Here is a 12,667-nt window from a genome sequence, read left to right as displayed (position 1 = left end):
ACATTTGGACCACGCCCTGCCGCCCTCCAGCCGACCCGTCCCACGTCGACCGGGCGCGCACCTCGTCGACGGCGGCGACGTGGAGTGCAGCTTCGCGGAATCCACAACCATGAGAGCCGTCCCGGCGATCTGCGCCGCTGCCAGACGGGCGTCAGGCGGGCTGGAGGGTGGTGGCCGGGGGTTCCGGGAGGTCGGTGGTGGCCGGTGCGGGGGCCAGCGTCACGAGGTGGCGGCGGCGGGCCAGCCAGGTGATCGCGGCGACGTACACCGGTAGCAGCAGCACGTCGACGGCGAGGAACCGCCACCCGACGCCGGCGACGGTCTCGGTGGACGCGAGCTCGCCGAAGGCCGCGGAGGCGAGCATGCCGACGAGGTTGTTGACGGTGTGCAGGGCGATGGCCGCCTCGAGGCCGCCGGTGCGGACCGTGAGCCAGCCGGTCGCCACGCTGTACAGGATCAGGTCCGTATAGCCCCAGGGAGTGCCGTCGCCGTGGATGGCGGCGAAGACGACCGCCTGGAGGGCGAGCGGGAGCCACAGGGAGCGGACGTACGCGCCGGCCGCCTGCAGGAGCCAGCCGCGGCAGAGGTACTCCTCGCCCGCCGACTGCAGCGGGACCAGCACGAGCAGCATCACCAGGGCCGCCGCGAACGGGCCCGCGCCGACCCAGCCGCCGGACTGCTCGCCGCCGTCGTCGCCGGTCAGCGCGTACAGCAGGCTCGTGCCGACCAGCAGCAGCACGATCGTCGGCACGGCGACCAGCGCGCACACGCCGAGCCAGCGCAGGCGGAGCCGGCCCTGCACCGACGAGACGGTCCCCGGCCGGCGGCGCTGCACCCACCAGGCGGCGAACAGCACGCACGGGATGAGCGTCGCCAGGGCGAGCAGATCCAGGCCGAATCCGGCGATGTCGCCCCAGTCACTCATGCCGGAATCGTTCACCGGCCGGCGGGCGATGCTCCCGATCACGTCGGCTCCCGCGTACACCACCGCGACCGCCACGGCCGTGGAGACGAGCAGGACCAGGGTGCCGAGCACCGGCCGCCACCAGCGGTGCGCCTCGTTGCGGGCCAGCCGGTGGAACGGCACACCCGGCTCGTCCGTGATCGTCATGCCGGCCATTGTGCGGCACGCGGTCCCGGCCCGCGATCCCCCGTCACGGCGGTGCCGGCGGGCGATGTGTGCGTCGCGCCGCCGGCACCTGACGAGCCGGCGTCGTCAGCGCAGTGGGACGTCCACATAGGAGCCGCCGGCGACGGTGGCCGTGGAGCCGAGGGTGTTGGCGTCGTAGTACAGCGGGTCGGTCGTGTCGACGACGAGGGTCAGCGAGTGGCCCGCCGGCACGTCGTACGCCGTCGCCGACAGCGAGAAGTCCAGGCTGCGGCTGCCGGTCGCGGTGCCGAGCCAGGTCGCCGGGGCGTGCGTGATGGGCTTCGCGTTGCCGAGGCTGTCCAGGTCGTACAGGTACGCGACGACCGTGCCCTGCGCCGCGGTGCCGGTCAGGTTCAGGTGGACGCGGGGGATGCCGCGGATCCGGGCCGCGGTCGACGGGCGGTCCGACGCCCAGACGCCGGCGCGGAGCCGGTCGACGGACGGCAGCCAGATCTGCGGCAGGATCCCGGTGAGCGCGGCGGCGCCGTTGGTGAGCAGGACGACCCCGCCGTCGGCGGTCGTGTTCAGGTCGCCCGGCAGGGTCTTGCTCCAGCCCGGGGACGGGTTGCCCCCGAGCAGTCCGGTGCCGTCCCACCAGCGGATCTGGCCCAGGCCGTACCGGCGAGGACTCCCGCTGAAGGAGGACCAGGCGGAATAGGACTCGGTGGCGGCGTTGTGCGGCTTCACGAGCACGCCCGGCTCCTGGTCGATGCCGGTGGCGACGCCCGCCAGGTACTGGTCGAACCAGCGGGACGCGCTGGTCCACACGTCGTTGGGCAGGCCGGCGACGCCGGTGAGCTCGGCGATCGCGTGGTCGCCGGGGCGCAGCTCGAGCCGCTTCGGCCCGGCGAGCCGGCCGTAGAAGTCGGCGAGCTGGTTGGGCGGGAAGATCGAGTCGCCCCACGAGTTGGCGATGAGGACCGCCGGACGGCTGGCGTTGATCGCGTCGAGGTAGGTCGCCGCGGACCGTACGCCGGCCCACTCCATGATCTGGGCGACGTTGCGGTTGGCGTTGAAGTCGTCGAGCTTGCCGGTGAGGTCGGGGCCGGCGTTGCCGAGCAGGGCGGCGGCGAGCTGCAGCAGCCCGGCCGACTGCCGGTGGCGGGTCTGGTCGCCGTACAGCGAGTAGACCAGGTCCGTCCATCCGCTCATCGCCACGACGGCGCGGATCCGGCGGTCGAAGGCCGAGCCGAGCAGGCTGATGCCGGCGCCGTACGAGATGCCGCCGGCACCGATCCGGGCCGGGTCGGCGGCGGTGTTGGCGATCGTCCAGTCGATGACGGCCGACAGGTCGGCCATGTCCTTCGGCCCGGCGGTGTCGATCTCGCCGCCGGAGGCCCACCAGCCGCGCGGGGTGTAGGAGACGACGACGTATCCACGGCCCGCGAAGGCCTTCGCCTGGGCGATGTACTCGAGGTCGTTGAGCCCCCAGCTGGCGGGGAACACGATCGCCGGGTAGCGGCCGGCGGCGGACGGGGCGATCACGTTGGCCTTGAGGACCACGCCGCCGGCGCCGGTGATGTCGACGAACCGGAACCCGGTGGTGGCGACGGCCGCGGTCTGTGCGGTGGCGGCGGCCGGTGCGGCGGTCGCGGGGGCGGGGGTCGCCGCGGTCAGGACGGCGGCGGCGAGCACGGACAGCAGGCAGACGGGCAGGGATGTTCGGCGCTTCGCCATGCGCCCTCCTTCATCGGGCGGGGGACAGGCAGGGGCGGCTGCCTCGGTGGCGGGAGCGTAGAAGCGGGTACCGAGAATTTGAAGTTCATGACATTATCGTTACTAGTCGGTAACATGAGGGGTCGCTGTGCCGGTTTTGAGGGGGTGGGGGCCGTGTTGTACGGCGTACAGACGCCGCGCCGCCGGGACGCGCAGCGCAACCGCTCAGCGATCGTCGAGGCCGCCACCGAGCTGATGCTGGGCCGGCACACGACGGTGCTGATGCCGGAGATCGCCCGGCGGGCCGGCGTCGGCCAGGCGACCCTCTACCGGCACTTCCCCGACCGGCAGGCGCTGACCGCCGCGGTCGTCGCGCACGAGCTGGCCCGCCTCGAGGCGTTCGTGGCGGCGAGAGCCGACCGCCCGGCCGCGTTCCGGGACGTGCTGGCCGAGCTGCTGCGCACGCAGATCGCGATGCGCCCCCTGGTCCTGCACGTGCGGCGGCTCGATCGGCAGACGCGCGACCGGTACCAGCAACGCATGATCACCACGCTCACGGCGCCGCTGCGCAGCGCCCAGCAGGCCGGCCTGGTCCGGCCCGACCTCACCCCGGCGGACCTGGCGCTGCTCTGCACGATGGTCGAGGGTGTGGTGGAGGCCGCCGACCCCGACGCCGCGACGCGTTCCATCGACCTCATGCTCGACGGCGTCTGCGTCACCGCCCCGCAGGCGTAGGCGCGTCGCCCGGCAGCAGCCCCGCCGCCTTGAGCGACCCCCACAGCCGCGGCGGCACCGGATGCGCCAGGAGCCCGGCGCTGCCGGCGATCTCCTCCGGCGTCCTCGCGCCGACGACCACCGCCGCGACCGCCGGATGCCCGAACGCGAACTGGATCGCCGCCGCCAGCGGTGGCACGCCGTGCGCGGCGCACACCTCGCGGACCGCCCTGACCCGGTCGAGCAGCGGCGCGGGGACGTCCGGGTAGCCGTACGCCGCCCCGGTCCTCGGCTCGGCGAACAGCCCGGCCTGGAACACGCCCGCCGCGAGCACCGCCACCCCCTGCCGCGTGCACAACGGCAGCAGGTCGGCCAGACCGGACTGGTCCAGCAGGGTGTACCGCCCGGCGAGCAGCACGCAGTCCGGCCCCGGCGCCGGCGCCTCCCGCAGGAACCGCGCCGCGACGTCCGCGTGGTTGACGCCGAGCGACACCGCCCGGATCACGCCGGCGTCGCGCAGGTCCGCGAGCGCCCGGTACGCCTCGCCGAGCGCCACCGGATAGTCGAGGTCGGGGTCGTGGATGTGCAGCACGTCGACCCGGTCGAGCCCGAGCCGCTCCAGGCTGTCCTCGACGGATCGCCGCACCGCCCGGTAACCGAAGTCCAACCGCGGCCCGACCCCGGGCGGCGGGTCCGCCCAGATGTCCTGCGTGTCCGGACCGCCGGGCTCGATCAGCCGGCCGACCTTGGTGCACAGCACGAACTCGTCGCGCGGGCGCCCCCGCAGCGCCGCCCCCGACCGTGTCTCCGAGCGGCCGTACCCGTACACCGGCGCCGTGTCGAACAGCCGGATCCCCAGCTCCCAGGCCCGGTCGACGGTCGCCGCCGCCTCCTCGTCGCGCACCGGCGCGAACAGCCCACCGAGCGACGCGAGCCCCAACCCGAGGCGGCTCACCCGCAACCCGGTCCGGCCCAGCTCCACCACGTCATCGGCCCGCACCCCACGATCATGCCCTGCCCGCGACTGCCCGTGGTCGTGACGCGCGACGCACGGCGGGTGTCGGCGGCGCGACGGTCCGGCGGCCCGCCGGCGCCTACCGTGACGCCCATGACGCTGACGCGCAGGCTCGCGGCCACCGCCTGCCTCACCCTCACCCTCACGGCGTGCGGCTTCTCCACCGACCCGTTCGACTACGGCGACGGCAAGCGCATCAGGCTCGCCGTCGAGCAGCTCTTCGGCGAGCTGGAGCGCGCCGACTACACCGCCGCCGCGTCCCACTGGTGCGACGCCGCCGGCGCGTCCCCGCCCACCGCCGACGAGCTCCGCGCCGACTTCACCGACCTCGCCCGCCCTTGGAAGACGAAGCTCGTCTCCTCCCAGCACACCGACGACGGCACCGGCTTCGCCAACCTGACCCTCACCGACGGCGGCGGCGCCGGCCACCCGTACAACGTCGACTTCCACCTGACCGGAGACACCGCCGAGGTCTGCGACGTCGACACCGGCACCATCCAGATCGACGTCGACGTCTGATCAGCTCATCGGACAGCTCCTGAAACCAGGCTTTGACCTGGGCGGCGGTGAGGGCGCGGTCGTAGGCGCGCACGTCGTCGACCGCGCCCGCCCAGTAGTCGACCGGGGCGCCGCCCCACCGGGCCCGGCCGATGACGAGTGGGCCGGTCGCGGCGTCGGCGGTGCACGCGTCGATCTGCCGGGCGAGGACGCCGTCGACGTAGAGGCTCAGGTGCCCGGCGTTGGCGTCCCGCACCCCGGCGAGGTGATACCAGCGGCCCGTGACCGGGGTGAGCGGGGCGAGCGCGCGCCGGTCGGCGAAGCTCATCGCGAAGGTCTTGTCGGCGCCGCTGTACTGGAGGAAGAACGCGCTGCTCGTGGCGCCGTCCTGACTGACGACGGTCCGGAACGCCCCGGCCGCGTCCAGGCGCACCCAGGCGGCGACCGTGTAGTTGCCGGTCGTCGGCAGCACCGCCCGGCCCGTGTCCGCGTACTGGCCGGAGCCGTTGAGCAGCAACGCCTGCCCGGCGTGCCCGGCGGTCCACTGTGGAGCGCCGACGAGGGTCGCGCCGCCGGCGGTGCCGTCGAACGGCCACGTCGACACGGCTGTGCCCTGCGGGCGGCTGACCGGCCCGCAGAACGAGGCGACACCGACCTGGTCCGGATGCCGACGCCGTTGTCGCGGGCCACGTGCACGGTGGGGAAGAGCGGGCTGCCGACGAGCAGCTCCGCCCGGCCCGGCACCTGCGGGAAGACGCCCATCGCCGCGAACACGTACCACGCGGACATCGTGCCGAGGTCGTCGTTGCCGGGCAGGCCGCCCGGGCCGGTGGTGTAGACGGTGTCGACGATCTCCCGGGTCGTCGCCTGCGTCTTCCACGGCTGCCCGAGCCCGTTGTACAGCCACGGCGTGTGCAGGCCGGGTTCGTTGGCGGGGTCGTACCGCAGCGCGCTGCCGCCCTTGACGGCCCAGTTGCCGGCGGTGTCGTGGAAGAACCCGTCGAGCCGCCTGGCGGCGACGGCGGTGCCGCCCATCGCCTCGGCGAGCCCGGCGACGTTCTGCGGCACCATCCACGTGTACGTGGCGCTGGACCCCTGCGCGAAGCCCACGTCGGTCGACGGGCTGAACCCGCCGACCCAGGAGCCGTCCTTGTTGCGGGCCTGCTGGTACCCCTCGGCCGGGGTGGCGAGCGCGTTGAACGTGTTGCGCCACCAGTTGGCCCACGGGACCGCCGAGGTATGACATTTCCGGGGCCGGTGACGGCCTGGGTGGCCGTCACCGGTCCGGTGGTCAGGCGAGCCGTGGGCGACGGCGGCGGCCGCCCAGGACCATGAGCGTCGCGCCCGTCGGGATCATCGTCGAGCCGACCAGGATCAGGTCGAGCAGGCCGAGGCCCGTCACCGCGAGCGCCGTGCCGAAGACGTACGCGGAGTAGTACGACTCGGCGGTCTGGCCGTAGGCGTCGGTGACCCGGTAGCGGACCTTGGTCGCCTGGCCGGCGAAGCCGGCGATCGCGACGAAGCTGATGTGCCCGTTCGCCGGTTGCAGCACGTACGTCCCCTGGCCGGCGATCCGGACCACGACTGCGGGGCGGCCCCGGGCGTCGAGCAGGGTGATCGAGCCGCCGGCCGGCACGGGCAGCGTGGCCGTCTGCGTCTTGTCCGGCGGGCCCTGCGTGGTCTGGCTCGGCGGCGCCGGCGGGGCCGGGATCGTCACCAGCGGCGTGTACGTCGCGTTCGCCGTCTGCCCGTACGCGTCGGTAACCCGGTAGTCGACCGGCGGCAGCTGGCCGTGGAAGCCCAGCACCGGCGTGAAGACGACGGTGGCGGAGCCTTCCTGCTGCGACGGGTTCGGCACGGTGCCTGCGGCCGCGATCGAAGCGCCGCCCGCGGCGGCGAGCTCCAGCGTGTAGGTGCCCTTGCCCGGGAAGAACAGGGACGTGACCGCGTTGCCGTCGGCGTCGATCAGCGCGATGGTGCCCTTCGCCGGCACCGGCAGCGTCGCCGTCTGCGGTGTGACGCCCACGCCACTGGTGGTGCGGTCCGGCGCGGCCGGCGGCGGCGGGATCGTCACCGTCGCGGTGTAGGTCGCGTCGCCGTGCTGCTCGTAGGCGTCGGTCACCCGGTACGTGGCGGCCGTCGCGACCCCGATGTAGCCGGCGAACGGCGTGAAGGTGAGCGTCTTGTCGGTGCCGTTCCAGCCGTACGTGCCCTGCCCGGGCACCGTCAGCGACGCGACCGTAGTGCCGCCGGACACGAACTCGACCGTCCCGCCCTCGGGCAGGTCGACGTCGGCCGTCTGCGTCGCGGTGCCGAGGCCCGTGGTGGTCTTCGCCACCGGGTTCGGCCTGGCGGGCTTCGTGACGGTCGGCGTGTACGTGGAGTCGCCCGACAGGCCGGCGGTGTTGGTCAGCCGGTACTTGACGGGGGTGGCGGTGCCGACGAACCCGGCGACGGGCGTGAACGTGATGACGCCGGTAGCCGGGGTCAGCACGTACGTGCCCTGCTTCGCGACCGTCACCTTGGTGACCTGCTGGCCGGTGGCGCCGAGCAGCGTGACGGTGCCGCCCGACGGCACGGTCGCCGTCGCGCTCTGCGGCGTGGTGCCGGCACCCGTGCTGGTCAGCGCGGCGGGTGTCGGCGCGGTCGGCGTCGGCGGGGCGGCGACCGTCGGCGTGTAGGTCGAGTTCGCGTTGTTCTCGCCGACCTTCACCCGGTAGCCGACCGGGGTCGCGGTGCCGGAGAAGCCGTCGGCGGGGGTGAACGTGATGTCGGCCTGGTTCACGGTGTACGTGCCCTGGCCCGGGACCGTGAGGGTGGTGACCTGCACGTTGGAGGCGTCGAGCAGGAAGACCGTCCCGGTGAGCGGCACCGGCACCGGCACCGTCTGCGCCGCCCCGTACGGGCCGGACGACGTCAGCGGGGACGCGGTCGGCGGCGTGACCCACTGGATGACGACCTGGCCGTTCTCCTCGGCGCCACCGGTCCCCGACTGGTGCAGCGCCGCGGTGTCGCCCGCGGACTTGTCGTCGGTCGCCTGGTAGGTGTAGGCGCCGAAGACGCCGCTGTTGTGCTTGTACCCGGCGCCGCCACCGCCGGCCCCGGCGTACTGGATGCTCGCGAAACTGGCCTTGCAGTCGCCGCCACCACCGCCGTTGTAGCCGCCGCCACCGCCGCCCCCGGGCTTGTAGCCATCGCCGCCGGCACCGCCCTGGAACGCGGCGCCGTCGTCGCCCTCCTCGCAGCCGTTGTCGCCGGCGGCCCCGCCGCCGAGCTGAGTGCCGCCCGAGCCCGCCGTGGCCCCGCCCGCCCCGCCGGCGCCGGTCGAGCCGCCGCCACCGCCGCCGTCGCTGGACGTCTCAATCGAGGCCGCGCCGCCGCCACCGGCGATGAGCAGCGGGCCGACACCGTAGGAGGTGGACCAGATCGCGGACATGCCGCCGCCGCTGCCGCCGTCCTGGAGGCCGTTCTCCACCAGCCCGCCGCCGACCTCGCCGCCGCGTCCGCCGCCGCCGTACGTGCCGGCGGCGGAGTTGGGCTTGCCGCCCTCGCCGACGGTGATCGTGAGGATCTGGCCGGGGGTGACGGCGATCGAGCCGGTGGTGAATCCCCCGCCGCCGCCCTTGCCCTCCAGCGAGCTCGCGCCGCCGGCACCGAACAGGGCGGCTTCGATCAGCGTGATCCCGGGCGGCACGGTGAAGGTCTGGTCGGCCCCGGTGTACGTGAACCGGACGCAGTCGGTGCCGTTGACCGGCGTGCACGTGACGGCGGCCGCCTGCGCCGGCGCGGCGTGGATGAACGGCACGATCACGCTCGTCGTGGCGACGGCCAACGCCACGCCCGCCGTTCGCCGCCGCCTGCGGGTGCTCGCCGCGCGATCGCGCCAGGCACCGAACTTCTGCTCCAACCTGCTCTCCCCCGTTGACCTGATACCAAAAATCACCTTAAGCAGTGAAAACATTCACCTAGGGGGTATTTCGGATATCAGGCGTACGGATGGGGCTCGCGGGGCCGGATGCACGGCGTGGCCACCACAGCTGCTGACGGGGCCTTGGGGGGCATTTTCCCGAACGGTGCACCGCCGTGCGGATCGCCAGCCGGCGGGCCGGGGATGCCCTAGGCTCGCCGCATGGTGGAGACGCAGACACACACCCTCGCGCTGCCCGGTGCGGACCTGGTCTACGACGTCCGCGGGCCGCTCCCGCCCGCCGGCGGGCGCCCGGTGCTGTTCATGATCGGCCAGCCCATGACGGCCGACGGGTTCACCGAGCTCGCCGGCCACTTCGACGACCGCACCGTCATCACGTACGACCCCCGGGGCCTCGGGCGGAGCGTGCGCAGCGACGGCCGTAACGACAACACGCCGCAGCAACAGGCGGCGGACCTGCACGCGCTGATCGGCGAGCTCGGCGCCGGCGCGGTCGACATGTTCGCCACCAGCGGCGGCGCCGTGACCGCCCTCGAGCTGGTCACGGCCCACCCCGGCGACGTCGCCACGCTGGTCGCGCACGAGCCGCCGATCAACGCGGTGCTGCCCGACGCGGCCGCCGCCGAACGGGCGCGGGCCATGTTCAACGACGCCTACGAGGCGAAGGGGGCCGGCGCCGGCATGGCCGCGTTCATCCTCATGACGTCATGGCAGGGCGAGTTCACCGACGAGTTCTTCGACCAGCCGACCCCCGACCCGGCGATGTTCGGCATGCCGGCCGACGACGACGGCAGCCGCGACGACCCGCTGCTGTCGAAGCGGTCGTGGCCGATCACCGACTACCGGCCCGACGCGGCGGCGCTCACCGGCGCACCGGCCCGCGTCGTGGTCGCCGTCGGCGAGGAGTCCGTGGGCACCTACACCGCCCGCACCTCCGACGGGACCGCGGCGCTGCTCGGCCAGGAGACGACCGTCTTCCCCAGCCACCACGGCGGCTTCATCGGCGGCGACCACCCCTACGCAGGCAAGCCTGCGGAGTTCGCCGCCAAGCTCCGCGAGGTGCTGGCGTAACCAACAAGCCCGCCTCAGCTGGAGCCGCGGAGGGTGAGCGTGGTCGGCAGGCGGGCGGCCGGTGGGAGGGCGGGGTCGAGCAGGCGGCTGATCGCCGAGGCGGCCTCCTCCTCCACCGGCATGTAGACCGACGACAGGTCCGCGGCCTCGGCGAGGGCGCTGCCGTCGAAGCTGACCACGGCGACGTCGTCGGGCACCTTCCGGCCCGCCTCGCGCAACGCCTGCAGGACGCCCATCGCGGAGACGTCGCACGCCGCGAAGACCGCGTCGAGGTCCGGCTCCAGGGTGAGCAGCTCCCGCATCGCCGCGTAGGCCCGCGCGCGGGTGAAGTCGCCGTCGACCGACAGGACGGTCTGGCCGGCGGCGGCCATCGTGCGCAGGAAGCCGGCCTTGCGCTCCTGCGCGCACGGGGTCGCCGGGCCGAAGACGGCGCCGACGCGGCGGCGGCCGGTCGCGACGAGGTGGGTGGCGGCCTGGTGGCCGCCGCCGTAGTTGTCGGGGGCGACGAACGGGATGCCGGGCGCGGTCTCGCCCAGCGCGACCGTGCGGGTGCGGCGCAGGGCGGCCGCGGCGGCCGCCGGCATGTTGATGAGGACCTGGCCGAACGGCGGGTCACCGGCCCGCGACGGCGGCGCCGGGACCTGCCTGACCTGCAGCGCGACGTCGTGGCCGGCGAGGGCGCGCGTCGCGCCGGTGAGGACCCGGCCGTAGAACGGCTTGACGCTGAGCGCGGCCGGGTCGGGGTCGACGATGAGGACCTCGATGTGCTCCGGGCGGCTCGACCCGGCCCGGCCGGTCGCCAGGGCCCGCGCGGCCGCGTGCGGCTCGAAGCCGAGCTGCGCGGCGACCTCACGGACCCGGCGGCGCATCGCGTCCGTGGTGCCGGGCAGGCCGTTGATGGCCCGGGACGCGGTCGCCCGGGACACACCGGCCGCCCGCGCCACGTCGGCGAGCTTCGGACGCTGCTGTTCCATGCCGCAACGGTAGTCGATCAACCGCCGTTGAGCGCCGTCTCCAGCTGGCTCTTGTTCATCGACGAGCGGCCCTTGATGTCGCGGCGCTTCGCCTCCGCGTACAGCTCGTCGCGCGACTGGTTCCCGTGGGAAGCGCCGGCGCGCGGCTGATTCCCGTGGGCGGCGCCGGCGCGCGACTGGTTCCCGCGGGAAGCGCCGGCGCGCGACTGGTTCCCGCGGGCGGCGCCGGCGCGGGGTTTGTCGGAGGACCTCATGGTGGCGGACGGCTTGCCGAGCTCCTGCCAGCGCGTCTCGGTCATGTCGACGCCGTGCCGCTTCGCGGCGCGCTTGATGCGCTTGAACGCCTCCGCCCGCTCCGCGTCGGTCGCGTCACGGACCTGGTCGAACCGCGCGATCGCGTTGCGCACGTGCGACGCGTCGTTGAGCGGTTCCTTACGCTGCCGGGGGAACGCGAAGGCGCTGTCGGGCATCACGTTCCGGTCGCCGGCATCCAGCTCGTTCTTACTCTGTCTGCGTGCAGCCATACTGCTGCTGTACCCCAGGATCCGCTGCTGTACCCCGGGATCCACCGGTCCATGCCGGGCGCGGGCGCGGCCCGGGTGGGTCTACAGGTGCGGGCCCAGGAGGGTGAGGTCCGCCGCCGAGAGCCGGTCGCGCGCGGTCTTCGCCTGGTGCCAGTACGGGTAGAGCAGCTTCAGCGCGCTCACCTCGTCCAGCCGGCGGCGCTCCTCGTCGGTGAGGACCAGGTCGGCGGCGGCGAGGTTGTCGGCGAGCTGCTCGCCGGTGCGGGCACCGATCACCAGCGACGTGACCGCCGGGCGGCCGAGGATGTACGCGAGAGCGACCTGCGCGGCCGAAACCCCGTGCCCCGCGCCGATCTCCACGAGGGCCTCCACCGTGTCGTGGAGCTTCTCCTGGTCGTATACCGGCGGCTCGTCCCACTCGCTGAGGTGGCGGGCACCGGCCGGGGGCTCGACCCCGCGCCGGTACTTGCCCGACAGCAGCCCGCCCGCCAGGGGACTCCAGACCAGGACCCCGAGGTGCTGGTCGACGGCGGCGGGGATCAGCTCATACTCCGCGTCGCGGGCCTGCAGCGAGTAGTAGATCTGCTGGCTGACGGGGCGCGGCAGGCCGTGCATGATCGCGGTGCCGACCGCCTTCATCAGCTGCCAGCCGGCGAAGTTGGACAGCCCGACGGAGCGGACCTTCCCGGCGCGGACCAGCAGGTCCAGCGCCTCGAACGTCTCCTGCAGCGGCGTCACGCCGTCCCACTCGTGCAGCTGGTAGAGGTCGATGTGGTCGGTGCCGAGCCGGCGCAGGCTCGCCTCGCAGCCGGCGATGACGTGCTGCCGGGACAGGCCGGCGTCGTTGGGGCCGGGCCCCATCGGCATGCGCACCTTCGTGGCGACCAGGACATCGTCGCGGCGGCCCTTCAGGACCTCGCCGACAATCTTCTCCGACTCACCCGAGGAGTAGACGTCGGCGGTGTCGATGAGGTTCACCCCGGCGTCGAGGCACATGTCGACCTGTCGGCGCGCCTCCTGAACGTCGGTGGCGCCGACCGCGGCGAAGCCGCCCTTGCCGCCGAACGTCATCGTCCCCATCGTGAGGACGGAGACCATCAGACCGGACCTGCCGAGCGCGCGATACTCCACGCCGCC

At 73.9% G+C, this 12,667-nt stretch carries 11 protein-coding genes and 1 pseudogene; 3 read left to right on the top strand and 9 right to left on the bottom strand.

The window, feature by feature from the left end; all coding sequences use genetic code 11:
- Positions 1–151: 151 nt before the first annotated feature.
- The gene (locus ABZ321_RS43130) at positions 152–1,111 is read right to left on the bottom strand and encodes a type II CAAX endopeptidase family protein (protein ID WP_354901557.1); all 960 of its coding nucleotides are present in this window, start codon (positions 1,109–1,111) and stop codon (positions 152–154) included.
- Positions 1,112–1,216: 105 nt separating this feature from the next.
- Positions 1,217–2,827, bottom strand: coding sequence for a CocE/NonD family hydrolase (locus ABZ321_RS43125; protein WP_354901555.1), 1,611 nt, complete (start codon positions 2,825–2,827; stop codon positions 1,217–1,219).
- A gap of 153 nt (positions 2,828–2,980) precedes the next feature.
- Here ABZ321_RS43125 and ABZ321_RS43120 point away from each other — a divergent pair, with 153 nt between their 5' ends.
- Entirely contained in the window at positions 2,981–3,541 is a 561-nt protein-coding gene (locus ABZ321_RS43120) for a helix-turn-helix domain-containing protein (protein ID WP_344498832.1), read from the top strand.
- Here ABZ321_RS43120 and ABZ321_RS43115 read toward each other — a convergent pair.
- A complete protein-coding gene (locus ABZ321_RS43115) occupies positions 3,522–4,520 on the bottom strand; it encodes an aldo/keto reductase (protein WP_354901553.1) in 999 nt (332 codons plus the stop codon). The genes ABZ321_RS43120 and ABZ321_RS43115 overlap by 20 nt on opposite strands.
- 108 nt (positions 4,521–4,628) lie before the next feature.
- Between ABZ321_RS43115 and ABZ321_RS43110 the strand changes: the two genes are divergently transcribed.
- Positions 4,629–5,054, top strand: coding sequence for a hypothetical protein (locus ABZ321_RS43110; RefSeq protein WP_354901551.1), 426 nt, complete (start codon positions 4,629–4,631; stop codon positions 5,052–5,054).
- Here the strand turns inward: ABZ321_RS43110 and ABZ321_RS43105 are convergent.
- The 3 genes and pseudogenes from ABZ321_RS43105 to ABZ321_RS43095 all read right to left on the bottom strand — a co-directional run bounded on the left by ABZ321_RS43105 (position 4,939) and on the right by ABZ321_RS43095 (position 8,871).
- The gene (locus tag ABZ321_RS43105; RefSeq protein WP_354901549.1) at positions 4,939–5,637 is read right to left on the bottom strand and encodes a LamG domain-containing protein; all 699 of its coding nucleotides are present in this window, start codon (positions 5,635–5,637) and stop codon (positions 4,939–4,941) included. The genes ABZ321_RS43110 and ABZ321_RS43105 overlap by 116 nt on opposite strands.
- 125 nt (positions 5,638–5,762) lie before the next feature.
- A pseudogene (locus ABZ321_RS43100) lies at positions 5,763–6,194 on the bottom strand (glycoside hydrolase domain-containing protein); the annotation flags it as partial.
- A gap of 130 nt (positions 6,195–6,324) precedes the next feature.
- On the bottom strand, positions 6,325–8,871 hold the full coding sequence (locus ABZ321_RS43095; RefSeq protein WP_354901548.1) for a glycine-rich protein: 2,547 nt from the start codon (positions 8,869–8,871) through the stop codon (positions 6,325–6,327).
- Positions 8,872–9,162: 291 nt separating this feature from the next.
- Here ABZ321_RS43095 and ABZ321_RS43090 point away from each other — a divergent pair, with 291 nt between their 5' ends.
- Positions 9,163–10,032, top strand: a complete 870-nt coding sequence (locus ABZ321_RS43090; RefSeq protein WP_344498815.1) for an alpha/beta hydrolase — start codon at positions 9,163–9,165, stop codon at positions 10,030–10,032.
- Between the two features lie 14 nt (positions 10,033–10,046).
- Here the strand turns inward: ABZ321_RS43090 and ABZ321_RS43085 are convergent, their stop codons facing one another.
- From ABZ321_RS43085 to ABZ321_RS43075, 3 genes are read right to left on the bottom strand one after another with little or no spacing between them, the layout of a single operon-like run.
- The gene (locus ABZ321_RS43085) at positions 10,047–11,006 is read right to left on the bottom strand and encodes a LacI family DNA-binding transcriptional regulator (protein ID WP_354901546.1); all 960 of its coding nucleotides are present in this window, start codon (positions 11,004–11,006) and stop codon (positions 10,047–10,049) included.
- A gap of 17 nt (positions 11,007–11,023) precedes the next feature.
- Entirely contained in the window at positions 11,024–11,575 is a 552-nt protein-coding gene (locus ABZ321_RS43080) for a DUF6582 domain-containing protein (protein ID WP_354901544.1), read from the bottom strand.
- Positions 11,576–11,611: 36 nt separating this feature from the next.
- Positions 11,612–12,661: an aldo/keto reductase gene (locus ABZ321_RS43075; protein WP_344498809.1), complete on the bottom strand. Its 1,050-nt coding sequence runs from the start codon at positions 12,659–12,661 to the stop codon at positions 11,612–11,614.
- Between the last annotated feature and the right edge of the window lie 6 nt (positions 12,662–12,667).

The sequence above is a fragment of the Dactylosporangium sp. NPDC006015 genome (assembly GCF_040614215.1).
GTDB classification, from domain to species: Bacteria; Actinomycetota; Actinomycetes; order Mycobacteriales; family Micromonosporaceae; genus Dactylosporangium; species Dactylosporangium maewongense.
The sequence above is the reverse complement of the archived record's forward strand: the minus strand, read 5'-3'. Positions and strand labels throughout refer to the sequence as shown.

What these genes read in the sequence shown, in the direction of transcription:
- ABZ321_RS43110 (WP_354901551.1), top strand. Translation starts at nt 4,629, where the DNA reads ATGACGCTGACGCGCAGGCTCGCGGCCACCGCCTGCCTCACCCTCACC.
- ABZ321_RS43130 (WP_354901557.1), bottom strand. Translation starts at nt 1,111, where the DNA reads ATGACGATCACGGACGAGCCGGGTGTGCCGTTCCACCGGCTGGCCCGC.
- ABZ321_RS43090 (WP_344498815.1), top strand. Translation starts at nt 9,163, where the DNA reads ATGGTGGAGACGCAGACACACACCCTCGCGCTGCCCGGTGCGGACCTG.
- ABZ321_RS43125 (WP_354901555.1), bottom strand. Translation starts at nt 2,827, where the DNA reads ATGGCGAAGCGCCGAACATCCCTGCCCGTCTGCCTGCTGTCCGTGCTC.
- ABZ321_RS43085 (WP_354901546.1), bottom strand. Translation starts at nt 11,006, where the DNA reads ATGGAACAGCAGCGTCCGAAGCTCGCCGACGTGGCGCGGGCGGCCGGT.